Source organism: Pseudomonas sp. B6(2017) (assembly GCF_002112765.1).
GTDB lineage: Bacteria > Pseudomonadota > Gammaproteobacteria > Pseudomonadales > Pseudomonadaceae > Aquipseudomonas > Aquipseudomonas piscis.
The window spans coordinates 121,699-147,660 of record NZ_NEIQ01000005.1 but is presented as its reverse complement, the minus strand read 5'-3'; the positions used below and the strand labels follow the sequence as shown (position 1 = coordinate 147,660).

Here is a 25,962-nt window from a genome sequence, read left to right as displayed (position 1 = left end):
TGGCACTCACCCGCGGCTGCCTGAGCCATGAGGACAACAAGATGAAATACCGCCTGGGCGATGCCCGAGTCCAAACCCATCCACAGAGCTGGGTAGCCCCGAACGCCACGCTGGTGGGCAAGGTCAAGCTGGAGGAGGGCGCCAGCGTGTGGTTCAACGCCGTGCTGCGCGGCGACAACGAACTGATCCTGATCGGCAGGCACAGTAACGTCCAGGACGGCACCGTGATGCATACCGACATGGGGTATCCACTGACCATCGGCACCGGGGTGACCATTGGCCACAACGCCATGCTGCATGGCTGCACCGTGGGCGACTACAGCCTGATCGGCATCAACGCGGTGATCCTCAACGGCGCGAAGATCGGCAAGAACTGCATCATCGGCGCCAACTCGCTGATCGGCGAAGGCAAGGAGATTCCCGATGGTTCGCTGGTCATGGGCTCGCCGGGCAAGGTGGTACGTGAACTCACCGAACCGCAGAAGAAGATGCTCGAGGCCAGCGCCGCTCACTATGTGCACAACGCCCAGCGCTATGCCCGGGACCTGGCCGAGCAGGAGCCATGAGCCTTCCGGAGAAACCCGTGGCCTCGCCTTGCGTGAGCATCTGCGCCCTGGACGAACGGGATATCTGCACCGGTTGCCAGCGTACGGTGGACGAGATCACCCGTTGGGGACGCATGGACAATGCCGAGCGCCGTGCGGTATTGACCCTGTGCCATGAGCGCGCCAGGGACAGTGGGCTGCTGTGGCTGACGGGCTCGGGGAGCGGCAGCTGATTCGTTTCTGCTGTCTTGTCGGGGAATCGAGGACTTTCCTGGCCCGATTCCCACGGCGCAAGTAATCTGTACGTCTTCCCGACAGGTACTCTTCGCCTCCATGTTCTTCCTGATCGCCTATATCAGCAGTGTCGTGCTGACCAACTACGCTTTCTCCGTCGCTCCGCACCTGGACATCATCTGGTCGGCCTGGGGCGGGTTGCTGTTCGTCCTGCGCGACATGGTGCAGACCCGCTTCGGCCATGGCGCCATCGTCGCCATGCTGGCGGCCCTGGCGTTGTCCTACCTGACCTCCGACCCGGCTATCGCCCTGGCCAGTGCCACTGCCTTCGCGGTCTCGGAGAGCATCGATTGGCTGGTGTTCAGCATCACCAAGCGCCCGCTGCACGATCGGCTGTGGATCAGCTCGGCGCTGAGCATCCCCCTGGATACCTTCATTTTCTTCGGCATGATCGACGCGCTGACTCCAGGGGTGATACTCACTGCCCTGGGGTCGAAGTTCGCCGGGGTCACGGTGGTGTGGCTGGCCATGGCCTGGCGTTTGCGCAAAGCGGCGTGCGCCGGCTGAGCCAAAGGCCACGGTTCATGTAAAATGCCGCGCTTTCCCGGGTCGCCAGCCTGGCGCTCGGCCTTCGATGATCCGCTTCCTTGAGGACCTTCAGATGACTCGTATCGGAACTCCACTGTCGCCAACCGCGACCCGCGTCTTGCTTTGTGGCTGTGGTGAGTTGGGCAAGGAGGTGGTGATCGAGCTGCAACGCCTGGGCGTCGAAGTGATCGCCGTGGACCGCTATGCCAACGCCCCGGCGATGCAGGTGGCCCATCGCAGCCACGTGATCAACATGCTCGACGGCGCAGCCCTGCGCGCGGTGATCGAGGCGGAAAAACCGCACTTCATCGTGCCGGAAATCGAGGCCATCGCCACCGCGACCCTGGTGGAGCTGGAAGCCGAAGGCTTCACCGTGATCCCGACCGCCCGGGCCACCCAGCTGACCATGAACCGCGAAGGCATCCGGCGCCTGGCCGCCGAAGAGCTGGACCTGCCGACCTCGCCATACCACTTCGCCGATACCTTCGAGGACTACAGCAAGGCTGTGCAGGACCTGGGCTTCCCCTGCGTGGTCAAGCCGGTGATGAGCTCCTCGGGCAAGGGCCAGAGCCTGCTGCGCAGCGCCGACGACGTGCAGAAGGCCTGGGACTATGCCCAGGAAGGCGGCCGGGCAGGCAAGGGCCGGGTGATCATCGAGGGTTTCATCGACTTCGACTACGAAATCACCCTGCTGACCGTGCGCCATGCCGGTGGCACCACCTTCTGCGCACCCGTGGGCCATCGCCAGGAGAAGGGCGATTACCAGGAGTCCTGGCAGCCCCAGGCCATGAGCCCGAAGGCCCTGGCCGAGTCCGAGAGGGTCGCCAAGGCGGTGACCGAGGCCCTGGGCGGGCGTGGCTTGTTCGGTGTGGAGCTGTTCATCAAGGGCGACCAGGTGTGGTTCAGCGAAGTCTCGCCACGGCCCCATGACACTGGCCTGGTGACCCTGATCTCCCAGGACCTGTCGCAGTTCGCCCTGCATGCGCGGGCGATCCTCGGCCTGCCGATCCCGCTGGTTCGCCAGTTCGGCCCTTCGGCCTCGGCGGTGATCCTGGTGGAGGGCAAGTCCACCCAGACCGCCTTCGCCAACCTGGGAGCGGCCTTGAGCGAGCCGGATACCGCGCTGCGCCTGTTCGGCAAGCCGGAAGTCAACGGCCAGCGGCGCATGGGCGTGGCCCTGGCCCGTGATGAGTCCATCGAAGCCGCCCGCGCCAAGGCGACCCGCGCCTCCCAGGCAGTCGTTGTAGAGCTGTAAAAGAACATCGCGGGCAAGCCTCGTTCCTGCCAGGTTGCGCCAACCTGCAGGAGCGGGCGGACGGCGATCCGACTTGCCCGCGATGACGCCCCGTCAGCCGACCTGGTTCAGGTCGCTGCTGAGGGTTTCCTTCAGGCACAACACCGCGATCAGGCTCAGGATCGCCGCCCCTGAGACATATCCCCCGACCCAGCTCAAGCCGCCCATCGCCACCAGTTTCTGGGCGAAGAACGGGGCTGCCGAGGCGCCGACGATTCCTCCCAGGTTATAAGCCGCCGAAGCACCGGTGTAGCGCACGTGGGTGGGAAACAGCTCCGGCAGCATGGCGCCCATCGGCGCGAAGGTCACTCCCATCAAGAACAGCTCGATGCACAGGAACAGCGCCACCCCGGCGGTGGAGCCCTGGGTCAGCAACGGTTCCATGGTGAAGCCCGAGAGGATTGCCAGGACGCCGCCGACGATCAGCACCGGCTTGCGTCCGAAGCGGTCGCTGGCCCAGGCCGCCAGGGGCGTGGCGGCAGCCATGAACAGCACGGCGAAGCACAGCAGGCCAAGGAAGGTTTCCCGGCTGTAGCCCAGGGTCGAGACGCCGTAGCTCAGGGAAAATACCGTGGAGATGTAGAACAGCGCGTAGCACACCACCATGGCGGCGGCGCCCAACAGCACCGGCAGCCAGTATTGGCTGAAGAGCTCGATCAGCGGCAGCTTCACCCGTTCGTGGCGGGCCACGGCGTTGGCGAAGATCGGGGTTTCATGCAGCTTGAGGCGCACATACAGCCCGACCATGACCAGCGCCGCGCTGAGCAGGAACGGAATGCGCCAGCCCCAGGCCCGGAACTGCTGGTCGTCCAGGCCCATGGCCAGGCCGAGGAACAGGCCGTTGGCGGCGAGAAAGCCGATGGACGGCCCCAGTTGCGGGAACATGCCGAACCAGGCGCGCTTGCCTGGTGGAGCGTTCTCGGTGGCCAGCAGGGCCGCGCCGCCCCATTCGCCTCCCAGGCCCAGGCCCTGGCCGAAGCGCAGCAGGCACAGCAGGATCGGGGCCCAGGCGCCGATGCTGTCGTAGCCCGGCAACACGCCGATCAGGGTGGTGCAGATGCCCATCAGCAGCAGCGAGGCCACCAGGGTCGACTTGCGCCCGATCCGGTCGCCGAAGTGGCCGAACAGCGCCGAGCCCAGGGGGCGGGCGAGGAACGCGATGCCGAAGGTCAGGAATGCCGAGAGCATCTGGGCGGTGCCGGAGCTCTGGGGGAAGAACACCGGGCCGATCACCAGCGCGGCGGCGGTGGCGTAGACATAGAAATCGTAGAACTCGATGGCGGTGCCGATGAAGCTGGCCGTGGCCACCCGGCTGGCGGAATTGCCGGGGTGGTCGGTGGCGCCGGTGCTGTAGGTCGTGCTGGTCGTCATGCGGTTATCCCTGACAGTCATTGCTCCAGTGGAGCGAATTGTTATGGTCGAGCACCCAGGGATGTGGGTTTGGTGCGGGCGTGGCTCGGGATGGGAGCGACGTCGAACGGACACGGTGGTTGCGTGCAGGGTCTCGCAGGGTGCGGGTAGCACGCGAGGCTGCGGGGGCTTGGGTAAGCCAGGGGATTATAGAAAGGCTGCTAACGATCCAACAAGGAGTTGTCGCAGTGGTTTGCAGCTTGCCTGCCGGGCCGTGAACGACGGCTTGCGGGCTTGTGGCCGGCGGGTCTCAGCGAGTGGTGCTGGTGTGCCAGATGAGCACTCGGCTGACGCGGTTCTCCTCGGTTTCGAGGATTTCCAGGCGGTAGCGGCCGATCTTCAGGCACACGGCGCTGTCGGGGATGGTTTCCAGGGCTTCGGTGACCAGGCCGTTGAGGGTCTTGGGGCCGTCACTGGGCAGGTGCCAGCCCAGGCTCTTGTTCAGCTCGCGGATCGAGGCCGCGCCTTCCACCACGTAGCGACCGTCGGCCTGGGGGTGGATGTGCGGGTTGTCGAGGCTGTGTTCGCTTTCGAATTCGCCGACGATTTCTTCCAGGATGTCTTCCAGGGTGACGATGCCCTGTACCTCGCCGTACTCGTCCACCACCATGCCCAGGCGTCGTTGCTGCTTGTGGAAATTGAGCAACTGCAATTGCAGTGGGGTGCTTTCCGGGACGAAGTAGGGTTCGTGGCAGGCTGCCAGCAGGGCTTCCTTGGTCAGGCTGGCGTCGGGCAGCAAGTGACGGATCTGGCGGGTATTGAGCACCGCCTCGACCTGGTTGATATCGCTGTGGAACACCGGCAGGCGGGTACGCCGGTTCAGCCGTAGCTGGGCGATGATCTGCTCGATCGGCTCGTCCAGGTTGATGCCGTCGACTTCGCTGCGGGGCACCAGGATGTCGTTGACGGTGATGTTGTCCAGGGCGTGGATGCCAGGCAGCGCATGCTGCTCCGGAGCTGGCTCGTCGTCCAGCAGGGCGGGGTCGTCATCGCTGTGCTTGACCGCACTGGCCTTGCTGGCGAGGGGGCGCAGCAGCAGTTGGCCAATGGCATCGAGCAGCCAGGCCAGGGGGTAGACGAGCTTCATGGGGATGGCCAGCAGGCCGTTGCCGAAGCTCAAGGTACCCTCCGGGTAGCGCGCGGCCACGGCTCGCGGCAGGTACTCGGCCAACACCAGCAGGCCGCAGGTGCTGGCCAGGCAGGCCAGCCACGGACCGTTCTCTGCCCAGTAAAACAGGGCCAGCACGGTGCTGATGATGACTGCCAGCACCCGGCACAGGGTGTTGCAGAGGATCAGGCTTTCCTTGGGAAAGGCCAGTCGGGCTGCGGCTTTGTCACCTGAGCGCGAGCTGCTGCGCAGGGCCAGCAGGTGCAATTGGGCAGTATCGATGGCGGTGAACAGTCCCGACCAGACGATCAGCAGGGCGATTACCGCGAGCATCGGGCCGGTGGGCAGGGAGTCGGTCATGGCCGGTGGTCAGATGTGCAGGATGTATTCACGGACCAGCTTGCTGCCGAAATACGCCAGCATCAGCAGGCAGAACCCCGCCAGGGTCCAGCGGATCGCCTTGTGCCCACGCCAGCCCAGGCGATTGCGGCCCCACAGCAGCACGCTGAACACCACCCAGGCCAGGCAGGCCAGCAGGGTCTTGTGCACCAGGTGCTGGGCGAACAGGTTGTCGACGAACAGCCAGCCGGAGATCAGCGACAGCGAAAGCAGGGTCCAGCCGGCCCAGAGAAAGCCGAACAGCAGGCTTTCCATGGTCTGCAGGGGTGGGAAGTTCCTGATCAGGCCGGAAGGGTGCTTGTTCTTCAGTTGATGGTCCTGGACCAGCAGCAACAAGGCCTGGAACACCGCGATGGTGAACATGCCGTAGGCCAGGATCGACAGCAGGATGTGCGCCAGGATCCCTGGCTCTTCGTCGATGATCGGTACGGTGCCGGTCGGGGCGAACTGGGCCAGCAGCGTGGTCAGGGCGCCCATGGGAAACAACAGGACCAGCAGGTTTTCCACGGGGATGCGCCAGCAGGCCAGCAGGGTCAGGCCGATTACCGCCGCGGCGATCAGGCTGGCAGCGCTGAAGAAGTCCAGGCCCAGGCCGACCGGGGTCAGCAGGTGGGTCATCAGGCTGGCGCCATGGGCCAGCAGCGCCAGGATGCCGAGCACGACCAGCAGGCGCTTGTTCGCCTTGGCGCCTTTGGCCAGGCTGGAACCTTGATAGAGGGTCGCAGCGGCATAAAGAACGGCGGCGGCGAGGGTGGGTAGCAAGCTGGGTGACAAGGGGAGCATAAATCCTGTTAGGCAAGCCCGAAAGCAGCTGAGTTTGGCATAGAACCCACAGCCCTGAAAGACCAGGCAAGCAGACGGCGAGGTGTGCGCCACGCACAGTCTTCGCTATAATCCGCCGCCTGCCCACGCCGCGGGCTCATCGAGCACTTGTTTGTCATGCTCTGGGCCGCCATTACCCCGGTCTACCCTGGGCCTGAAAGGATCGAGCATGTTTGAAAACCTAACCGAACGTCTCTCGCAGACGCTGCGCCATGTCACCGGCAAGGCCAAGCTGACCGAGGACAACATCAAAGACACCCTGCGCGAAGTGCGCATGGCGTTGCTCGAGGCCGACGTCGCCCTGCCGGTGGTCAAGGATTTCGTCAACTCGGTGAAGGAGCGTGCGGTCGGCACCGAAGTGTCGCGCAGCCTGACTCCGGGCCAGGCCTTCGTGAAGATCGTCCAGGCCGAGCTGGAAAGCCTGATGGGCGCAGCCAACGAAGACCTGAACCTCAGCGCGGTGCCACCGGCGGTGGTGCTGATGGCCGGCCTGCAGGGCGCGGGCAAGACCACCACTGCCGGCAAGCTGGCGCGCTTCCTTAAGGAGCGCAAGAAAAAGAGCGTGATGGTGGTGTCGGCGGACGTCTACCGTCCTGCGGCGATCAAGCAGCTGGAAACCCTGGCCAACGATATCGGCGTGACCTTCTTCCCATCGGACCTGAGCCAGAAGCCGGTGGCCATCGCCGAAGCGGCTATAAAGGAAGCCAAACTCAAGTTCATCGACGTGGTGATCGTCGACACCGCCGGTCGCCTGCACGTCGACAGCGAGATGATGGACGAGATCCAGGCGCTGCACGCAGCGATCAAGCCGGTGGAGACCCTGTTCGTGGTCGACGCCATGACCGGCCAGGACGCGGCCAATACCGCCAAGGCCTTCGGCGATGCGCTGCCGCTGACCGGCGTGATCCTGACCAAGGTCGACGGTGATGCCCGTGGCGGTGCCGCGCTGTCGGTGCGGGCCATTACCGGCAAGCCGATCAAGTTCATCGGCATGGGCGAGAAGAGCGAGGCCCTGGACCCTTTCCATCCCGAGCGTATCGCTTCGCGGATCCTGGGCATGGGCGACGTGCTCAGCCTGATCGAGCAGGCCGAGCAGACCCTCGACAAGGAAAAGGCCGACAAGCTGGCCAAGAAGCTGAAGAAGGGCAAGGGCTTCGACCTCGAAGACTTCCGCGACCAGCTGCAACAGATGAAGAACATGGGCGGCCTGGGCGGCCTGATGGACAAGCTGCCGAACATCGGTGGGGTCAACCTGTCCCAGATGGGCAACGCCCAGAACGCTGCGGAAAAGCAGTTCAAGCAGATGGAAGCCATCATCAACTCCATGACCCCGGCCGAGCGTCGCGATCCCGAGATGATCAGCGGCTCGCGCAAGCGTCGGATCGCCATGGGTTCCGGTACGCAGGTGCAGGACATCGGTCGCTTGATCAAGCAGCACAAGCAGATGCAGAAGATGATGAAGAAGTTTTCCGCCAAGGGTGGGATGGCCAAGATGATGCGCGGCATGGGCGGCATGCTGCCCGGCGGCATGCCGAAGATCTGAGAATCCGCGCCGGCAACCATGCCGGCGCTTTTTCCACGGGGACGTGGAAGTCGGGACGGGTCTCCGATCGGGGCCTGTCCTCCCTGCTGCCGCACAAGGCAGCTCCATGGTGAATCTGGATGACAGCCGACGGGCGTCGGAAAAAGGCATTTGCAAAAGTCCGGATATTCCTTAGAATATGCGGCCTTTCGGGCACCCATGCCCGCTGTGCATTTAGATTTGCAGCACCGACTACAGGAACGATGTTCACATGCTAACAATCCGTCTTGCCCTTGGCGGCTCCAAAAAGCGCCCGTTTTACCACCTGACCGTAACCGACAGCCGTAACCCACGTGACGGTTCGCACAAAGAACAAGTTGGCTTCTTCAACCCGGTTGCCCGTGGTCAAGAAGTTCGCCTGTCCGTGAACCAAGAGCGCGTAGCCTACTGGCTGAGCGTGGGTGCACAGCCATCTGAGCGCGTTGCTCAGCTGCTGAAGGAATCGGCCAAGGCCGCAGCCTGAACCCTATGAACGCGACGCCAGCCCCTGCTGATGATTTGATCGTCGTCGGCAAAATTTATTCTGTTCATGGCGTTCGCGGCGAAGTGAAGGTCTATTCCTTTACTGATCCGATTAAAAACCTGTTGCAATACAAAGCCTGGACGCTCAAGCGCGAAGGCAGCGTGAAACAGGTAGAGCTGGTCAGTGGACGCGGGAACGACAAGTTCCTGGTCGCCAAGCTCAAGGGTCTTGATGATCGTGAAGAAGCTCGTCTTCTGGCCGGTTACGAGATCTGCGTGCAGCGCAACCTGTTCCCTGAACTGACCGACGGCGAGTACTACTGGTACCAGCTGCAAGGTCTCAAGGTCATCGACACCCTCGGGCAATTGCTCGGGCAGATCGATCACCTGCTCGAGACTGGCTCGAACGATGTAATGGTGGTCAAGCCTTGCGCTGGCAGCCTGGATGATCGCGAACGCTTGTTGCCCTATACCGAGCAATGCGTGTTGGCCATCGACCTGGTCGCGGGCGAGATGAAGGTGGATTGGGACGCGGATTTCTAAGCGTGGCTAACTTGCGCGTAGAAGTGATCACTCTGTTTCCCGAGATGTTTTCCGCCATCAGCGAATACGGCATAACCAGCCGCGCGGTGAAACAAGGGCTGTTGCAGCTCACTTGTTGGAATCCGCGAGACTACACCACGGATCGACATCACACTGTGGACGATCGCCCGTTTGGCGGTGGTCCGGGCATGGTGATGAAGATCAAGCCCCTGGAAGATGCGCTGGTTCAGGCCAGGAATGCAGCCGGGGAGGGTGCGAAGGTGATCTACCTGTCGCCCCAGGGCCGCCAACTGAAACAGTCGGCGGTACGCGAGTTGGCCAATGAGGATGCATTGATCCTGATTGCTGGTCGTTATGAAGGCATCGACGAGCGTTTCATCGACGCTCATGTAGATGAAGAGTGGTCGGTTGGCGACTATGTACTGTCCGGTGGCGAGCTGCCGGCGATGGTCCTGATCGATGCGGTTACACGGCTGCTGCCCGGAGCTTTGGGGCATGTGGACTCCGCGGAGGAAGACTCCTTCACGGATGGTCTGCTGGATTGCCCGCACTACACCCGACCTGAGGTGTATGCGGATCAGCGTGTTCCTGACGTGTTGCTAAGTGGCAATCACGCACATATCCGGCGTTGGCGTTTGCAGCAGTCCCTTGGTAGGACCTACGAACGACGCGTCGATCTTCTGGAAAGTCGCTCACTTTCTGGAGAAGAGAAGAAGCTGCTCGAGGAATATCTCCGCGAGCGGGACGATAGTTAACAACGTATCGATGGTAGATCCGACGATTTACCTTAGGAGCACAGCATGACCAACAAAATCATCCTTGCACTCGAAGCAGAGCAGATGAGCAAAGAGATCCCAGCCTTTGCCCCGGGCGACACCGTAGTCGTTCAGGTGAAAGTGAAGGAAGGCGATCGTTCCCGTCTGCAGGCGTTCGAAGGCGTAGTTATCGCCAAGCGCAACCGCGGTGTGAACAGCGCGTTCACCGTACGTAAAATCTCCAACGGCGTTGGCGTAGAGCGTACTTTCCAGACCTACAGCCCGCAGATCGACAGCATGGCTGTCAAGCGTCGCGGTGACGTGCGTAAAGCCAAGCTGTACTACCTGCGCGACCTGTCGGGTAAAGCAGCTCGCATCAAGGAAAAACTGGCCTGAGTCCAGCTTCCGATGCAGAAAAAAGCAGCCTACGGGCTGCTTTTTTGTTGCCCGTCATTTATTCCTCATCAGTGTTTCAGGCAGTAGATCCATGTCCCCTCGCGAGCAAGAAATCCAGCGCCGTACCGAGCTTTCGGTAACCCGCGTGACCAAGGCTGTATTCCCTTCCACCACCAACCATCACAACACCCTGTTCGGCGGCACCGCCCTGGCCTGGATGGATGAAGTCTCGTTCATCGCGGCCACTCGTTTTTGCCGGTTGCCGCTGGTGACGGTGTCCACCGACCGTATCGACTTCAATCATCCGATCGCCGCCGGGTCGATCGTCGAACTGGTCGGACGGGTGGTGAAGGTGGGCAATACCAGCCTCAAGGTCGAAGTGCAGGTATTCGTCGAGAGCATGAGTTGCGACGGTCGCGAAAAGGCCATCCATGGCCTGTTCAGCTTCGTCGCCATCGATGACGACAAGCGCCCGGTTCCGGTATTGCCCGGGTTCGCGGCCTGAGGCTCAGGGCGTCTGTGGCTGGACCAGCGCCAGCAAGGTCCAGCCTGGCGCCGGCTTGAGGCTGCTGTCCGGGGTCAGTACATGGACCCAGCCGCCGGTGTCGCGGGCGAACAGCAACGTCGCACGCTCGCCATGCAGCGCCTGGTAGTCCTCCCAGCTGAACGCCTCGGTCAGGTTGGTGCTGTAGAGTTCCGCGCCCTGGCCCAGCAGGCTGGCGAGCTTGGTATAGGTCAGGGCCTCGCTGCCCAGCAACTGCCCGCGGTGCTCATGGCTGGCGCGATGCTTGTCGGTGCGCCGGCTTTCCTGGCTGTTGGCCAGGGCGTACAGGCGCTGGTGGCCGAAGTCATGGCGAAAACGCATGGCCGCCAGGGTGTTCAGCTCACCTGATGGCGACAGCGCCAGCAGGTGCCCCAGGCCCACCAGGTCCAGGTGCGCGTCGGCGTGCTGCGAGGCCGGGTTGCCGAAATAGGTGGGCAGGCCTTCCATGCGTGCCGCGCGGATGTTCTCCCAGCTGGAGTCGGTCAGCAGCACGCGGCTGCCAAGCTGCTGCAAGGCTTTGCCAATGATCCGCGCCGGGCCATTGGCGCCGACGATCAGGAAGCCGCTGGGTGCCGGTTCGGCCACTTTCAGCAGGCGGGCCAAGGGCCGGGCGGTGGCGCTTTGCAGGACCACGGTGCCGATGATCACGGCAAAGGTCAGGGGCACCAGCAGCAGGGCACCTTCATGGCCAGCCTGGTCCAGGCGGATGGCGAAGATCGCCGAGACCGCCGCCGCGACAATCCCCCGCGGAGCGATCCAGGCCAGCAGGGCGCGTTCGCGCCAGTTCAGGCTCGAGCCGGCGGTGGACAGCAACACGTTCAGGGGCCGGGCCACCAACTGGATCACCAGCAGCAGGATCAGCACCAGCGGGCCCAGGGCGATCAATGCCTTGAGGTCCAGGCGCGTGGCGAGCAGGATGAACAGCCCGGAAATCAGCAGCACGCTGAGGTTTTCCTTGAAGTGCAGGATATGGCGCACATCCACGCCCTTCATGTTGGCCAGCCACATGCCCATCAAGGTCACCGCCAGCAGCCCGGACTCGTGCATCACCTGGTTGGAGGCGATGAAGATACCCAGCACTCCGGCCAGGGTCGCCAGGTTATGCAGGTACTCCGGCAGCCATTGGCGGCGCATGATGCTGCCCAGGACCCAGCCGCCGGCGATACCGAACAGGCTGCCGCACAGGATCACGCCGCCGAAGGTCATCAAGCTGTGGCTCAGGCCTGCGCCCTCGGCACTGGCGATGATGAAGCTATAGACCACCACCGCCAGCAGCGCGCCGATGGGGTCGATGACGATGCCTTCCCAGCGCAGGATGTTGGCGATCGAAGCCTTGGGACGCACGACTCGCAGCATCGGCACGATCACCGTCGGGCCGGTGACCAGGGTCAGGGTGCCGAACAGCAACGCCAGCATCCAGTCGAAGCCCAGCAGCCAGTGGGTGGCCAGGGTGATCACCGCCCAGGTGGACAGGGCGCCGAGGGTTACCAGGCGATGCACCACGCTGCCGATTTCGCGCCACTCCGAAAGATGCAGGGTCAGGCTGCCTTCGAACAGGATCAGCGCCACCGCCAGGGACACCAGGGGCATCAGCAGCGGGCCGAACAGCTCCTGGGGGTCGAGCCAGCCCAGCACCGGTCCGGCGAGAATGCCACTGAGCAGCAAGAACAGGATGGCCGGCAGCTTCAGGCGCCAGGCCAGCCACTGGCAGCCCAGGGCTGCCGCACCGATGCCACCGAAGGCCAGCAGGATCTGTTGTTCACTCATGGGATTACCCTGTTCCTTGAAATGGCTGGCTATGAAAGACTAGCGACCCTGCGCGCAGTTCACTATTTTTTTCCGCCGCCTCGCCAGCCGCGCCGTTCGAGTCTTTATGCCTGCCATCGACCACCCCCTCATCGACCGTTTCCTCGACGCCTTGTGGCTGGAAAAAGGCCTCTCCGACAACACCCGGGGCGCTTATCGCAGCGACCTGGCGCTGTTCAACGGCTGGTTGCAGGAGCAAGGGGTGGAGCTGCCTGGGGCCGGGCGCGAGTCGATCCTCGATCACTTGGCCTGGCGTGTGGAGCAGGCCTACAAGCCGCGCTCCACTGCGCGTTTTCTTTCCGGGCTGCGGGGGTTCTATCGCTACTTGCTGCGCGAGAAGCTGATCGAGGTGGACCCGACCCTGCAAGTCGACATGCCGCAACTGGGCCGCCCGCTGCCCAAGTCGCTGTCGGAAGCGGATGTCGAGGCGCTTTTGGCAGCGCCGGACCTGGGCGAAGCCATCGGCCAGCGTGACCGCGCCATGCTGGAGGTCCTCTACGCCTGCGGCTTGCGGGTCACCGAGCTGGTCAGTCTGACCCTGGAACAGGTCAACCTGCGCCAGGGCGTGCTGCGGGTGATGGGCAAGGGCAGCAAGGAACGCCTGGTGCCCATGGGCGAGGAGGCCATCGCCTGGGTCGAGCGCTACCTGCGCGATGCCCGGGCCGAGCTGCTTGGCGGGCGCCCCAGCGATGTGCTGTTTCCCAGCCTGCGGGGCGAACAGATGACCCGGCAGACCTTCTGGCACCGCATCAAGCACCAGGCCAAGGTTGCCGGGATCGGCAAGGCCTTGTCGCCGCACACCCTGCGCCACGCCTTCGCCACCCACCTGCTCAACCATGGTGCCGACCTGCGGGTGGTGCAGATGCTGCTGGGCCACAGCGACCTGTCCACTACCCAGATCTATACCCATGTGGCCCGCGCGCGCCTGCAGGATCTGCACGCCAAGCATCACCCGCGAGGCTGAGCGACCTGCCGGTGGCGCTTTGCGTCGCCCGTAGTCGGTGCAGACAAACAGATGTGTTAGGCTTTGCCGGTTCGCAAAACGGCTGTTGCGAGCCGTCGCCACCGCGACCGCTCCCATTTGCCTATTTGCCCGCCTTCAGGAGTTCCCATGCGCTTGACCCAGATTATTGCCGCCGCTTCCCTGGCGTTGCTCAGCACTTTCGTCATGGCCGATGACAGTGCCGAGAAAGCTATTCGCAAAAGCCTCGAGACCTTGCAGCTCGAGGTTCCGGTAGAGAGCATCAGCGCCAGTCCGCTGGCCGGCCTGTACGAAGTCAAGCTCAAGGGCAGTCGCGTGCTTTACGCCAGCGCCGACGGCCAGTTCGTGGTCCAGGGCTACCTGTTCCAGCTCAAGGACGGCAAGCCGGTCAACCTCACGGAAAAAACCGAGCGCCTGGGGATTTCCAAGTTGATCAACGGTATTCCAGTCGCGGAAACTGTGGTCTACCCGGCGATCGGCGAGACCAAGACCCACATCACCGTGTTCACCGACACCACCTGCCCGTACTGCCACAAGCTGCACGCCGAGATCCCGGCGCTGAACAAGGCTGGTGTCGAAGTGCGCTACGTGGCCTTCCCACGCCAGGGCCTGGGCTCGCCAGGTGATGAGCAGTTGCAGGCGGTCTGGTGCTCGGCGGACAAGAAGGCGGCCATGGACCAGATGGTCAACGGCAAGGAAATCAAGGCGGCCAAGTGCGCCAACCCGGTTTCCAAGCAGTTCGCCCTGGGCCAGTCGATCGGCGTCAACGGCACTCCAGCCATCGTCCTGGCCGACGGCCAAGTAATTCCGGGCTATCAGCCTGCACCACAGATCGCCAAACTGGCGCTGGGTGCGAAATAATCCTGCATCGTCACGCTAGCCTTTGACGATCATGACCCGGCGGTTGCAGCCACTGGGTCATCTAATAGAGAGCCGCGCTGTTTGCGGCTGATTTCCACGGCCGGCCTTCGAGTCGGCCGTTTTATGGGGAGTTCAGAGTGAATCCGGTCAAAGTAGGCATCTGTGGGCTGGGTACCGTCGGTGGCGGTACCTTCAACGTACTTCAGCGCAACGCCGAGGAGATTGCCCGTCGTGCCGGGCGTGGAATCGAAGTAGCGCAGATTGCTACCCGTACGCCAAAGCCTCAGTTCCAAACGACCGGTATTGCGATTACCAACGATGTGTTCGCCGTGGCCACCAACCCCGAGATCGATATCGTCATCGAGCTGGTGGGCGGCTACACCGTGGCCCGCGAGCTGGTGCTCAAGGCCATCGAGAATGGCAAGCATGTGGTCACCGCCAACAAGGCGCTGATCGCCGTACACGGCAACGAGATCTTCGCCAAGGCCCAGGAGAAGGGCGTGATCGTCGCCTTCGAAGCGGCGGTGGCTGGCGGCATCCCGGTGATCAAGGCGATCCGCGAAGGCCTGTCGGCCAACCGTATCAACTGGCTGGCCGGGATCATCAACGGCACTGGCAACTTCATCCTTTCGGAGATGCGCGAGAAGGGTCGTACCTTCGAAGACGTGCTGGCCGAGGCCCAGGCCCTGGGTTACGCCGAGGCCGACCCGACCTTCGACGTGGAAGGCATCGACGCCGCGCACAAGCTGACCATCCTGGCGTCCATCGCCTTCGGCATTCCGCTGCAGTTCGACAAGGCCTACACCGAGGGCATCACCAAGCTGACCACAGCCGACGTGAACTACGCCGAGGCCCTGGGCTATCGCATCAAGCACCTGGGCGTGGCCCGGCGCACCGAGGCCGGCATCGAGCTGCGGGTGCATCCGACGCTGATCCCGGCCGATCGCCTGATCGCCAACGTCAACGGCGTGATGAACGCAGTCATGGTCAACGGCGATGCCGCCGGCTCGACCCTGTTCTATGGCGCCGGCGCCGGCATGGAACCTACCGCTTCCTCGGTGGTGGCCGACCTGGTGGATGTGGTCCGCGCCATGACCAGCGATCCGGAGAACCGCGTGCCGCACCTGGCCTTCCAGCCGGATTCGCTGTCCGACCACCCGATCCTGCCGATCGAAGCCTGCGAGAGCGCCTATTACCTGCGCATCCAGGCCAAGGACCATCCGGGCGTACTGGCCCAGGTGGCGAGCATCCTTTCCGAGCGTGGGATCAACATCGAGTCGATCATGCAGAAGGAAGTCGAGGAACAGGACGGCCTGGTGCCGATGATCCTGCTGACCCACCGGGTCCTGGAGCAGCACATCAACGATGCGATCACCGCGCTGGAGGCCCTGCAGGGCGTCGTCGGCCCAGTGGCGCGTGTCCGCGTCGAACATCTCAATTAATGCAGCGGCAAGCTGCAAGTAGCCAGCGGCAAGTCAGAAGCGGATCTGCTTTGACTTGTCGCTTGTAGCTTGCAGCTTGCCGCTCAAACCGAAGGTTTGCTCTTATGCGCTACATCAGCACCCGCGGCCAGGCACCGGCCCTGAATTTCGAAGATGTACTGCTGGCCGGTCTGGCCAGCGATGGCGGTCTCTACGTGCCGGAGAACCTGCCGCGTTTCACCCAGGAGGAAATCGCTTCCTGGGCGGGCCTGCCGTATCACGAGCTGGCGTTCCGGGTCATGCGCCCATTCGTCAGCGGCAGCATCGCCGATGCCGATTTCAAGAAGATCCTCGAGGAAACCTACGGCGTCTTCGCCCATGGCGCCGTGGCGCCGCTGCGCCAGCTCAATGGCAACGAATGGGTGATGGAGCTGTTCCATGGCCCGACCCTGGCGTTCAAGGACTTCGCCCTGCAACTGCTGGGTCGCCTGCTGGATCACGTCCTGGAGAAGCGCGGCGAGCGCGTGGTGATCATCGGCGCCACTTCCGGCGATACCGGTTCGGCGGCCATCGAAGGTTGCAAGCGTTGCGACAACGTCGACATCTTCATCCTGCACCCGCATAACCGTGTCTCGGAAGTGCAGCGCCGGCAGATGACCACCATCCTGGGCGAGAACATCCACAACATCGCCATCGAAGGCAACTTCGACGACTGCCAGGAAATGGTCAAGGCCAGCTTCGCCGACCAGGGCTTCCTCAAGGGCACGCGCCTGGTAGCGGTCAATTCCATCAACTGGGCGCGGATCATGGCCCAGATCGTCTACTACTTCCATGCGGCCCTGCAGCTGGGCGGCCCGGCGCGCTCCGTGGCGTTCTCGGTGCCTACCGGCAACTTCGGCGACATCTTCGCCGGCTACCTGGCGCGCAACATGGGCCTGCCGATCAGCCAGCTGATCGTCGCCACCAACCGCAACGACATCCTGCACCGCTTCATGAGCGGCAACCAGTACGTCAAGGAAACCCTGCACGCGACCCTGTCGCCGTCGATGGACATCATGGTCTCGTCGAACTTCGAGCGCCTGCTGTTCGACCTGCACGGTCGCAACGGTGCGGCCCTGGCTGGCCTGATGGACAGCTTCAAGCAGGGCGGCGGCTTCAGCGTCGAACAGGATCGCTGGACCGAAGCGCGCAAGCTGTTCGACTCCCTGGCGGTCACTGACGAGCAGACTTGCCAGACCATCGCCGAAGTCTTCGCCCAGACCGGCGAGGTGCTGGATCCGCACACTGCGATCGGCGTGCGCGCTGCCCGCGAATGCCGGCGCAGCCTCGATACGCCGATGGTCACCCTCGGCACCGCGCACCCGGTCAAGTTCCCCGATGCGGTACAGAAGGCTGGCGTTGGCAAGGCCCTGGAGCTGCCGGCGCACCTGACCGACCTGTTCCAGCGCGAAGAGCGCTGCACGGTGCTGGCCAACGACCTCAAGGCAGTGCAGGCTTTTGTCAGCCAGCACGGCAATCGTGGCAAGCCGCTCTAAGTATCCTGGCCTTGCCGATCACGAAGCCCGTCTCCTGACGGGCTTTGTTTTTTCGCGAACCTGTAGCCCGCCAGAGGCAGGGAGGCCCGGTTGATGTCCCTTCGAACTTCTCGCGCTTGCCCTGCGCTGTCCTGGCTGCTCGCCGGCCTGCTGGCCTGGGGCATGTTCCATGCCTTGCCGGCCAGTGCCGCGAAGAGCCTGCCGTTCAAGCTGGTGCCGGCCTTCATCGACCTCGAGCCACTGGACCTTAAGCCTGCCGAGCGCCAATGGCTGGCGGCGCACCCGACCCTGCGGGTAGGCATCGCCATCGATGACTACCAACCCATCGACATCACCCGCGACCGCAACCGCTACCAGGGCATCAGCGCCGATTACCTGGGGCTGGTGGGCGAGCGACTGGGGGTGAGCATGGAGGTGCTGGGGTTTTCCGAGCGTGAACAGGCGGTAGAGGCCCTGCGCAACGGCACCATCGATATCCTCACCAGCGCCAACGGTTATGAGCGTGGCGTGCCGGGGCTGCGCTTCACCAGCGACTACATGCCGGACAAGGCCGTGGTGGTCGTGCGCCGCGACGAGCCGGAGCCCGCTGACGACCTGGCCGGCAAGCGCCTGGTGCTGCTCGATGGCTATGCCAATGCCGCGCAGGTCCATGCGGCCTACCCGGACAGCCAGATCATGCTTTCGCCCAACCTCTACAGCGGCCTGGAAGCCCTGAACCAGGGCGATACCGATGCCTTTATCGGCAACGAGATCATCGTTCGCGCCTACAAGGCCCTGCGGCCCTACCTGGCGGTGCAGATCCATGAGCAAAGCCGCTTGCCGCCCACCGGCTTCGCTTTCGCCACCCGTGACGACAACCCGCGCCTGGCGCAGTTGCTGGAGCAGGCGCTGCAGAGCATCGACGAATCGCTGCGCCGGGAAATCCAGGCGCGCTGGACCACAGGCCTGGGAACCAACTCCGGCGAACGCATCGAGCTGAGTGCCGAGGAGCAAGCCTGGATTCTCCAGCACCCCCATGTCCTGGTGGCGTCCCAGTCCTATCCGCCCCATGTGTTCAAGGACAAGGAAGGACGCTGGGTCGGCCTGAACATTGACCTGCTCAACCGGATTGCACGCATGACCGGGCTGCATTTCGTCCACAAGCAGAGCGCATCCACCGCCCAGACCCTGGAGTTGCTGGAAAGCGGGCAGGCGCAGATGAACACCACCCTGACCGACAGCGAGGACCGGCGGCTGTTCCTGAATTTCTCCCATGCCTTCGGTGGCGCCGCCTGGGTGTTCGTCGTCCGTCCCGAGGATCGTCGCCTGGGCAGCCTCAAGCAGATGGCGGGGGAGGTGCTGGCCCTGCCGGCCCGGCATACCCTGGAAAGCTATATCCGGCGCAACTATCCGGATATCCGCCTGCGCAGCGTGGCCAACTACGAGGAGGCCCGGGCCCTGGTCAAGAACGGCGAAGCCCTGGCCACTATCCAGAACGAGATCCAGGTGCAAGCGCTGGACCTGGCCTATGAAGGCTTGCGGGCAGGGCGCAGCGTCGAGGGGACCTGGTCCGCCGACGAATTCGCCGTGCGCAAGGACCAGCCGGAACTGCTGAGCATCCTGAACAAGGCCCTGGAAGCCCTGCCAGTGGCCGAGCTCAGTGCTACGCGCCTGAAGTGGCTGGGCTCGACCCCGGTGCCGATGCCCGTCTGGCAGCGGGTGCCGGATTGGGTCTACTGGGCCATCTGCACGGCGTTGCTGTTCGGCCTGCTGTCACTGGCCTGGAGCAGCCGGCTCAAGCGCCAGATCCAGCAGCGGCTGGAGGCCGAGCAGCGCTTGAACGACCAGCTGGCCTTCAAGCGCGCGTTGCTCGATGGCATGCCCAATCCGGTTTTCGTCCGCGACCTGCAAGGGCGCTTGATCACTTGCAACAAGAGCTACGAACAGCAACTGGGCACTCGCCTGGAGCGGATCCAGGGGCGCCGGTTGATCGACCTGGACCTGCTGCCGGCGGACACCGCCCGCCAGCTGCATGACGAACTCATGCAACTGCTGGCCTCCGAGCAGTCGGTGTTCGCCGACCGACAAGTGCAAACCCGCCACGGGCCGATCCACGCCTACCAATGGACGGTGCCGTTCTACAGCGCCGAAGGGCAGTTGCAGGGGCTTTTGGGCGGCTGGATCGACATCACCGAGCGCAAGCGCCTGGAGAACCAGCTGGTCCAGGCGCGTCACGCCGCCGACCAGGCCAACGCGGCCAAGAGTGCCTTCCTTTCCACCATGAGCCATGAAATCCGCACGCCGATGACGGCGATCATCGGCCTGCTGGAGTTGGAGAAGGAACAGGCCAGGGTGCGCGGCGCGCCGTTTTCCGAAGCCCTGCGAGTGGCGTACCAGTCCGCCCAGGAGCTGATCAGCCTGATGGGCGACAGTCTCGACCTGGCCAAGATCGAGGCCGGCTACATGCAACTGGCGCCAGAGGCCACGGCCCTCAAGCCGTTCTTCGAGAGCATTCGCCAGCTGTTCGATGCCACTGCGCGCAGCCGCGGTGTGCAGCTGCATCTGGTGTTCGACGAACAGGCCGGGGGCCGTTACCTGTTCGACCCATTGCGCCTGCGCCAGGTCATGCACAACCTGTTGAGCAATGCCTTGAAGTTCACCAGCGAAGGCCAGGTGCGCATCCAGGTCGAGCGCCAGGAGCTGGACTGCGCTCTTGCCAACCTGCGTATCAGCGTTGCGGATACCGGGCCGGGGATCAGTCCCGAGCAGCAGCAGAAGCTATTCACGCCCTTCGTCCAGGCCACCGCCGCGACTTCCCAGGCCCATGGCGGCACGGGCCTGGGGTTGAGTATCTGCCGCCAGTTGGTCGAGCTGATGGGGGGGCGCATCGAGCTGCACAGCGCCCCGGGTGCCGGGACGCTGGTGACCATCGAACTGGCGTTGGAGCGGCTGGACGAGGACTGGGCAGCCTCGCCCACGGCGGCCGAGCGTCCGCCCAGTCGCAGCATCGAAGTGCTGGTGGTGGATGACTTGAGCGCCAACCGCATGGTCCTCAGCCAGCAGTTGATGTTCCTCGGGCATCGGGTGGTGGCTTGCGACAACGCCCAGGAAGCGCTGGAGCTCTGGCAGGGCGGCGAGTTCGACCTGGTGATGACCGACTGCCAGATGCCCGGCATGAGCGGTTATGCCCTGGCCGAGGCGATCCGGCAGTTCGAGGCGCAGCGGGGGCGCGGCGCTTGTCCGGTCATCGGCTGCACGGCCAATGCCTTCGAGGATGAGCAAGAACGTTGCGAGCGGGCGGGCATGGACCTGCTGCTGGTCAAGCCGGTGACCCTGGATCAGCTGGCGCAGACGCTGGCGCGGTTCCTGCCGCCGCCGTCCTTCGATATCCAGACCCTGCGGACGATGACCCAGGCCGACGAACAGGTACTGCAACGCATGCTGCAGGAGTTGCAGCGCAACCTGGCCCAGGAGCGCCAGGCCCTGGAGGCGGCCATGCAAGACCAGCATCCTGGGCGCCTGGGCGCCACCTTGCACCGGCTCAAGGGCGTCTGTTGCCTGATCGATGCCTTGCCACTGGCCAAGGCCTGCATCGAGGCGCAGGCGCGGATCAAGGCCGGGGAAGGGATAGAGGACCGGTGGCCGGCGTTGCGGGAGGCTATCGACAACTTGCGTGGCGATATCGAGGCGGCCCTGGACGTTTAGGACTTGTCCTATGTGTGATTAAGGTTTGCCTGGTTACCGTGTCGACCCCTTAGTGGACTGTTCCCGCTTGTGTCGTACCGGAGGTTGCCCCATGCATTCGCTTAAAGTGCTGATTCTCGAAGACAACTCGTTCCAGCTGATGGCCCTGCACCAGATGCTCAACGCCAATGGCGTGTACAACGTGCTGGCCGCCGAGAACCTTGAGTCCGCACGGCGTTCGCTGGCCAGCAAGGGGCCGGTGGATATCGCTATCTGCGACCTCTACCTGGAACAGGCCGATGGCCTGGAGTTGATCCGCGAACTGGCCCGGGAGCGGCAGGCCGAGGCCTTGATCATCCTCAGCGACGCCGAACCGGATGTGCTCGAAGGCGCCGCGGGCATGGCCCGGGAACTGGGGCTGAAAATCCTCGCCTGCCTGCCAAAACCGGCGTCGGTGGCGGTGATCGGCGAGCTGCTCACTACCTACCAGCAGCTGTCCCGGCAGACGCCAGCGCTCAACCAGGCATTGCTCCGGGATTTGCTGGCCCTGGACCTGTTCGCCCCCGAGGATGTCTCCCCTGAGGAAGGTGTGGCGGCGATCCTGGGGCACGGTGTGGCGCACTTCCAGCCGGTCATCCAGCGGTGTGGCGGGTTGCACGGCGTCGAGGCGCTGGCGCGCTGGGAGCATCCGGAACGGGGGCTATTGATGCCGGCCGAGTTCTTGCCGTTGATCGAGTTCGCCGGCCTGCAGGAGGTGTTCACCTGGCACATGCTGGAGCAGGCGCTGGAGCTGGCGGCGGGGGTGCGGCTGGTGATGGGCCATGCTCTGCCGGTGGCGGTGAACGTTCCGGTGGGCATCCTCGAACGGCCGTTGTTCCCGCGCCAATTGGAGGCCCTGCTGCGGCGCTTCGAGATCCCCGCGCGGCTGTTGACCCTGGAGATCGTCGATACCACTTGTTTGCAAACCGACACCGCCCATGTGGAAGCCTTGCTGCGCCTGCGGATGATCGGCTGCAAGTTGTCCATCGGTGATTTCGGCGTTGGCGGTACCAGTCTGCAACGCCTTCTGGAGTTGCCATTCACCGAGCTGAAGATCCCTCCGGCATTCGTCGCCGGCATGGCCATGGACGAGCGCAAGCAGGCGCTGGTCGGTAGTGCAGTGGGCATGGCCCGGCGCATCGCCCTGGGCGTGGTGGTGGCGGGGATCGAGACCGAAGCCGAGTACCAGGTGGCCAAGACCATGGGCGCGGCCCATCTGCAAGGGTGCTTCATGGCGCCGCCGATGAGCGCCGCCGACATGCGCCAATGGCTGGCGCAAACCCTGGGGCGCGAGTCTGCGGAATCGGCAGTACGGGCCGCCGGGATGTGTGCCTAGGCCAGGCCGTGTTCCTGGACGTAGATATACAGCGCCGCCTCGCTGGCCAGGCCCAGCTTGCGCATGGCGCTGACTTTCTGTGCGCTGACGGTCTGTTTGCTGCGGTTGAGCTGGGCGGCGATCTCGCCCACCGCATGGCCGGCGGCGAGCAGGCGGATCACCTCCAGTTCCCGGGGCGAGAGCTGGTCCTTGGACGCCAGCCGATCGGGGCCCACCTCGCCGGCCAGGCTCAATGCCCGCTGGATCGCCTGGGCCACGTAGGGCCTGTTCTGGCGAGCGTGCTCGATGGCGCTGGGCAGCTCCTGGGCCAGGCTGGCCTTGCTCAGCAGGCCCATGACCCCAAGGTCGAGGATCGAGCGGAACAGCCCGGCGTGATTGAGCATGGTCACCACCACGATGGGCAGCCCGGGATGATGCCGGCGCAGTTGCTCGAGCAGGCGCAGGCCATCGTTCTGCTGCTCCTCGGGCATCATGAAATCGGTCACCAGCACGTCGCAGGGGGTATCTTGCACCAGCTGGAACAGCGCTGAGGGCGAGCTGGCTTCGCCGACCACCTCCAGGCTGTGGTCCTGCTCCAGCACTGCCCGCAGGCCAATCAGGAAGATCGGATGATCGTCGGCGAGGATGATGCGCAATCTGTTGTTCGGCGTAGCTATCAAGGCGGGACTCCATTGCAGGGACGGTATGGCGGGCGCCTGGTTGGCCGTTTTTTGCTTGTCATATTACCCGTGCATGCTCGATTGACTCAGATCGGTAGCTGTAGGTTTGGCGAACTTTCCTCTCTGAGCAACGGTCACTTGAATGTCAGAAAGCTACCGGCATTTTTGTTTTCGAACCTTAATTCGAGCTATTGAGTGGTGATCTAGATGGAAAGTATCAGTCTTTTGTTGAACGAGGCACTAAGTCCATACCAAGTGGCCCTGACCCCTTCGGGAGCCCATGGCGAGTGCCTGGTAAGCGTGAGCGATGCCGCTGGAGCCCTGGTAGTGGAGCGTGAGGTCAACCAGGCCCAGCTCACCGACAAACGCTTGCTCACCGATGTAGTCGACGGTCTGCACCGTGACGTGCTGATTGCCGAGGGGCGCCTGGAGCCCTGTGTATTCGCGGCCTTGCGCCACGCCACCGAGGGCAAGGTCTTCGAACGCCGTACATGAATTGATTTTTACGGAACCTTCCGACAATCCCGTCAGTCAGACCTTATGCCAGCAGGAAACAGGCATTTTGCTCCGATGCTTGCAACCTGCAGGTACGGGTCTTGAAGACCACGTTTAACCCCGAGTCGTCTCCCCACTTCTCGGGGTTTCTTTTTGCCTGGCGTTTGTCAGCGGTCCGGGTGGGCCTGGAAGTAGGCATGGGCATCGGCCCGATATGCATCGCGCATGGCGGGCTCCAACCAGGCGGCGTACAACTCCACCAGGCGCTCTTCGCGCAGCTTGAGCAGGGCCTGGTTGATCTGGGCGATGGCTAGCCGGCCCTGGGGCGTGTCGGAGCAGCCGACATGGACATCCTGGTACTTGTCGATGCCCTGGATCGGATAGAACAGCAGTTCTTGCGGGTCGATGCCTTGCTGCACGGCCTGGTAGCGGATCTCCGGCCAGTAGCCCAGCAGCAGTTGCAGGCGTTCCAGGCGCTGCATCTGCAACAGGCTGCCCAGGGCGTCATTGCCGTAGTGGGCGTTGAGAGTGCCGGCTGGCGCTTGTTGCAGCAGGCTGTCGAGCTGCTGGCCGTAGCTGCGTTCGGCCACCATGCCCAGCCGCTGCTTGCCGCTGGCGAGCAGCGCCGGCAGATCGACCTGGCCGTCATGGATGAATGGCGCCAGGTGCTCGCGATCGGCGCGGCGGATCACCAGGCCGTTGCTCACGACCCGCAGGCTGGTGATGGAGTAGGCCACCCATTGCGCCCGCTCCTTGCTCCAGATCAGCGAGGGATCACAGGTGAAGCTGGGTTCGCGGAGCATCTGCATGCCCCGGGCGCGGTTGATCCGCATCAGTTCGTGTTGGTACTGCGGCAGCTCGGCGATCAGTTGCGGCATGAGCAGGTCGACCACCCCGCGTCCTTTCAGCTCGCCCTCGAAAATGCTCAAGGGCGGCAGGTCGCGCAGCAGCCAGGTCAGCAGCTCTGCCGTCTGGCCCGGCAGGCTGGGCAGCCAGAGCAGCAGCGCCACCAGGGGCATCGCCAGCCGCCGGCGGGAACTCGGGCGCTGGCGGGCCAGTTCAGATCGCTCCGCTGCTGCGCAGGTCGCGGATCTGCTCGGCGCTGTAGCCCAGGCCTTGCAGGATTTCGCTTGAGTGTTCGCCCAGTTGCGGTCCGACCCAGTCGGCGCTGCCCGGGGTCTGCGAAAGCTTGGGCACGATGCCGGGCATCTTGAAGGGCTTGCCGTCCGGCAAGCTGGCCTGGAGGAACATTTCCCGGGCCAGGAACTGCGGGTCGTGGAACATATCCTCGGCGCTGAAGATACGGCTGGCCGGTACTTCGGCCTGGTTCAGCTGCTCCAGCACCTGGTCCAGGGGCAGCGACGCGACCCAGCGATCGATCACCCCATAGAGTTCGTCGCGCCGGGTATCGCGGCCGTCGTTGCTGGCCAGGGCCGGATCGTCGGCCAGGTCCTGGCGGCCTATGAGCAGCATGAAACGCTTGAAGATCGCATCGCCATTGGCGCCGATCTGCACATGCCGGCCGTCGGCGCTGGTATGGATGGAGGAGGGGGTGATGCCGGGCATGATGTTGCCGGTACGCTCGCGGATGAAGCCGAACACGTCGAACTCGGGGACCATGCTCTCCATCATGGCGAAGATCGCCTCGTACAGCGCCACGTCCACCACCTGCCCCTGGCCGCCGTTGACCTCGCGATGACGCAGGGCCATCAGTGCGCCGATCACGCCCCACAGGGCGGCGATGGAATCACCGATGGAGATCCCGGTACGCACCGGTGGCCGGTCTTCGAAGCCAGTGATGTAGCGCAGGCCACCCATGGATTCGCCCACGGCGCCGAAACCCGGCTGGTCCTTCATCGGCCCGGTCTGGCCGAAGCCCGACAGGCGCACCATCACCAGCTTGGGGTTCAGCGCGTGCAGCACGTCCCAGCCCAGGCCGAGCTTCTCCAGCACTCCGGGGCGGAAGTTCTCGATCAGGATGTCCGCCTCGCCCAGCAGTTGCTTGAGCACTGCCAGGCCCTCGGGGTGCTTGAGGTTGAGGGTCAGGGATTTCTTGTTGCGGGCCTGCACGAACCACCACAGGGAGGTGCCCTCATACAGCTTGCGCCACTTGCGCAGCGGATCGCCGCCGTCGGGGGATTCCACCTTGACCACCTCGGCACCGAACTCGGCGCAGATGCGTGAGGCGAAGGGGCCGGCGATCAGGGTGCCGAGTTCGATCACTTTCAATCCGGCGAGGGGCTTGCTGAGACTGTTCATGGTGCATCCGCAGGGCAGGAAAATCCGCCTAGCCTAGACCATTGGTCGGCATTAAGGCAGCGCCTGGAGGTTCTTGCCGGGCATTTTCCCGGCTTGGGCCTTGCGCGGTTGCGCTTCTCAGCGGGCCGGCGCGCAGTGTCTAATGGCGTCCTTTTCGCAGAACAAGGTTCGGTAGGACGGCGTGGTCGTGCCTGCAGATGTCGCAATATCTTGAATAATCTTGT

At 63.9% G+C, this 25,962-nt stretch carries 24 protein-coding genes; 17 read left to right on the top strand and 7 right to left on the bottom strand.

Features of this window, described 5'->3' with window-relative positions; all coding sequences use genetic code 11:
• Positions 1–41 precede the first annotated feature (41 nt).
• The 4 genes from CAG11_RS10155 (at position 42) to purT (ending at position 2,622) form a co-directional block, all read left to right on the top strand.
• Positions 42–566, top strand: a complete 525-nt coding sequence (locus CAG11_RS10155) for a gamma carbonic anhydrase family protein (protein ID WP_053134561.1) — start codon at positions 42–44, stop codon at positions 564–566.
• A complete protein-coding gene (locus CAG11_RS10150; protein WP_085596211.1) occupies positions 563–778 on the top strand; it encodes a DUF1289 domain-containing protein in 216 nt (71 codons plus the stop codon). The genes CAG11_RS10155 and CAG11_RS10150 overlap by 4 nt, the downstream gene beginning before the upstream one ends.
• A gap of 100 nt (positions 779–878) precedes the next feature.
• The gene (locus CAG11_RS10145) at positions 879–1,346 is read left to right on the top strand and encodes a preQ0 transporter (RefSeq protein ID WP_022642489.1); all 468 of its coding nucleotides are present in this window, start codon (positions 879–881) and stop codon (positions 1,344–1,346) included.
• Positions 1,347–1,440: 94 nt separating this feature from the next.
• A complete protein-coding gene (gene purT, locus CAG11_RS10140; RefSeq protein ID WP_085596210.1) occupies positions 1,441–2,622 on the top strand; it encodes a formate-dependent phosphoribosylglycinamide formyltransferase in 1,182 nt (393 codons plus the stop codon).
• 93 nt (positions 2,623–2,715) lie between these two features.
• Here purT and CAG11_RS10135 read toward each other — a convergent pair whose 3' ends face one another.
• The 3 genes from CAG11_RS10135 to CAG11_RS10125 form a co-directional block, all read right to left on the bottom strand.
• Positions 2,716–4,032, bottom strand: coding sequence for an MFS transporter (locus CAG11_RS10135; RefSeq protein WP_085596209.1), 1,317 nt, complete (start codon positions 4,030–4,032; stop codon positions 2,716–2,718).
• 289 nt (positions 4,033–4,321) lie between these two features.
• The gene (locus CAG11_RS10130) at positions 4,322–5,539 is read right to left on the bottom strand and encodes an HlyC/CorC family transporter (protein WP_085596208.1); all 1,218 of its coding nucleotides are present in this window, start codon (positions 5,537–5,539) and stop codon (positions 4,322–4,324) included.
• A gap of 9 nt (positions 5,540–5,548) precedes the next feature.
• The gene (locus tag CAG11_RS10125; RefSeq protein ID WP_085596207.1) at positions 5,549–6,361 is read right to left on the bottom strand and encodes an inner membrane protein YpjD; all 813 of its coding nucleotides are present in this window, start codon (positions 6,359–6,361) and stop codon (positions 5,549–5,551) included.
• Positions 6,362–6,569: 208 nt separating this feature from the next.
• Here CAG11_RS10125 and ffh point away from each other — a divergent pair, with 208 nt between their 5' ends.
• The 6 genes from ffh (at position 6,570) to CAG11_RS10095 (ending at position 10,643) form a co-directional block, all read left to right on the top strand.
• A complete protein-coding gene (gene ffh, locus CAG11_RS10120; RefSeq protein ID WP_085596206.1) occupies positions 6,570–7,943 on the top strand; it encodes a signal recognition particle protein in 1,374 nt (457 codons plus the stop codon).
• 250 nt (positions 7,944–8,193) lie between these two features.
• A complete protein-coding gene (rpsP, locus tag CAG11_RS10115) occupies positions 8,194–8,445 on the top strand; it encodes a 30S ribosomal protein S16 (RefSeq protein ID WP_003198088.1) in 252 nt (83 codons plus the stop codon).
• 5 nt (positions 8,446–8,450) lie between these two features.
• Positions 8,451–8,987: a ribosome maturation factor RimM gene (gene rimM / locus CAG11_RS10110; protein ID WP_022642495.1), complete on the top strand. Its 537-nt coding sequence runs from the start codon at positions 8,451–8,453 to the stop codon at positions 8,985–8,987.
• Positions 8,988–8,989: 2 nt separating this feature from the next.
• Entirely contained in the window at positions 8,990–9,742 is a 753-nt protein-coding gene (gene trmD / locus CAG11_RS10105; RefSeq protein ID WP_031320952.1) for a tRNA (guanosine(37)-N1)-methyltransferase TrmD, read from the top strand.
• A 45-nt stretch (positions 9,743–9,787) separates the two neighbouring features.
• Entirely contained in the window at positions 9,788–10,138 is a 351-nt protein-coding gene (gene rplS / locus CAG11_RS10100) for a 50S ribosomal protein L19 (protein ID WP_053134351.1), read from the top strand.
• Between the two features lie 91 nt (positions 10,139–10,229).
• The gene (locus CAG11_RS10095; protein ID WP_085596205.1) at positions 10,230–10,643 is read left to right on the top strand and encodes an acyl-CoA thioesterase; all 414 of its coding nucleotides are present in this window, start codon (positions 10,230–10,232) and stop codon (positions 10,641–10,643) included.
• A 3-nt stretch (positions 10,644–10,646) separates the two neighbouring features.
• Here the strand turns inward: CAG11_RS10095 and CAG11_RS10090 are convergent, their stop codons facing one another.
• Positions 10,647–12,449 carry a sodium:proton antiporter gene (locus CAG11_RS10090; RefSeq protein ID WP_085596204.1) on the bottom strand — a complete coding sequence of 601 codons (1,803 nt, stop codon included), beginning with the start codon at positions 12,447–12,449 and terminating at the stop codon, positions 10,647–10,649.
• Positions 12,450–12,555: 106 nt separating this feature from the next.
• Here CAG11_RS10090 and xerD point away from each other — a divergent pair, with 106 nt between their 5' ends.
• The 6 genes from xerD (at position 12,556) to CAG11_RS10060 (ending at position 22,325) form a co-directional block, all read left to right on the top strand.
• Positions 12,556–13,452, top strand: a complete 897-nt coding sequence (gene xerD / locus CAG11_RS10085) for a site-specific tyrosine recombinase XerD (RefSeq protein ID WP_085596203.1) — start codon at positions 12,556–12,558, stop codon at positions 13,450–13,452.
• Positions 13,453–13,599: 147 nt separating this feature from the next.
• A complete protein-coding gene (locus CAG11_RS10080) occupies positions 13,600–14,331 on the top strand; it encodes a thioredoxin fold domain-containing protein (RefSeq protein ID WP_022642502.1) in 732 nt (243 codons plus the stop codon).
• Between the two features lie 137 nt (positions 14,332–14,468).
• The gene (locus CAG11_RS10075; RefSeq protein ID WP_085596202.1) at positions 14,469–15,773 is read left to right on the top strand and encodes a homoserine dehydrogenase; all 1,305 of its coding nucleotides are present in this window, start codon (positions 14,469–14,471) and stop codon (positions 15,771–15,773) included.
• Positions 15,774–15,877: 104 nt separating this feature from the next.
• Positions 15,878–17,287 (top strand): threonine synthase, encoded by a 1,410-nt coding sequence (gene thrC / locus CAG11_RS10070; protein ID WP_085596201.1) that lies wholly within the window; start codon positions 15,878–15,880, stop codon positions 17,285–17,287.
• Between the two features lie 93 nt (positions 17,288–17,380).
• Complete coding sequence (locus CAG11_RS10065; protein WP_143494534.1) at positions 17,381–20,971, top strand: ATP-binding protein; 3,591 nt, start codon at positions 17,381–17,383, stop codon at positions 20,969–20,971.
• 91 nt (positions 20,972–21,062) lie between these two features.
• Positions 21,063–22,325 carry an EAL domain-containing protein gene (locus CAG11_RS10060; RefSeq protein WP_085596199.1) on the top strand — a complete coding sequence of 421 codons (1,263 nt, stop codon included), beginning with the start codon at positions 21,063–21,065 and terminating at the stop codon, positions 22,323–22,325.
• Here the strand turns inward: CAG11_RS10060 and CAG11_RS10055 are convergent.
• Positions 22,322–22,984 carry a response regulator transcription factor gene (locus tag CAG11_RS10055; protein WP_031320957.1) on the bottom strand — a complete coding sequence of 221 codons (663 nt, stop codon included), beginning with the start codon at positions 22,982–22,984 and terminating at the stop codon, positions 22,322–22,324. The genes CAG11_RS10060 and CAG11_RS10055 overlap by 4 nt on opposite strands.
• A gap of 207 nt (positions 22,985–23,191) precedes the next feature.
• Between CAG11_RS10055 and CAG11_RS10050 the strand changes: the two genes are divergently transcribed.
• The gene (locus CAG11_RS10050; protein WP_085596198.1) at positions 23,192–23,479 is read left to right on the top strand and encodes a DUF3509 domain-containing protein; all 288 of its coding nucleotides are present in this window, start codon (positions 23,192–23,194) and stop codon (positions 23,477–23,479) included.
• A gap of 167 nt (positions 23,480–23,646) precedes the next feature.
• Here the strand turns inward: CAG11_RS10050 and CAG11_RS10045 are convergent, their stop codons facing one another.
• Positions 23,647–24,498, bottom strand: a complete 852-nt coding sequence (locus tag CAG11_RS10045) for a TIGR02285 family protein (RefSeq protein ID WP_085596197.1) — start codon at positions 24,496–24,498, stop codon at positions 23,647–23,649.
• A 40-nt stretch (positions 24,499–24,538) separates the two neighbouring features.
• Positions 24,539–25,738, bottom strand: a complete 1,200-nt coding sequence (locus CAG11_RS10040; protein ID WP_031320958.1) for a CaiB/BaiF CoA-transferase family protein — start codon at positions 25,736–25,738, stop codon at positions 24,539–24,541.
• Between the last annotated feature and the right edge of the window lie 224 nt (positions 25,739–25,962).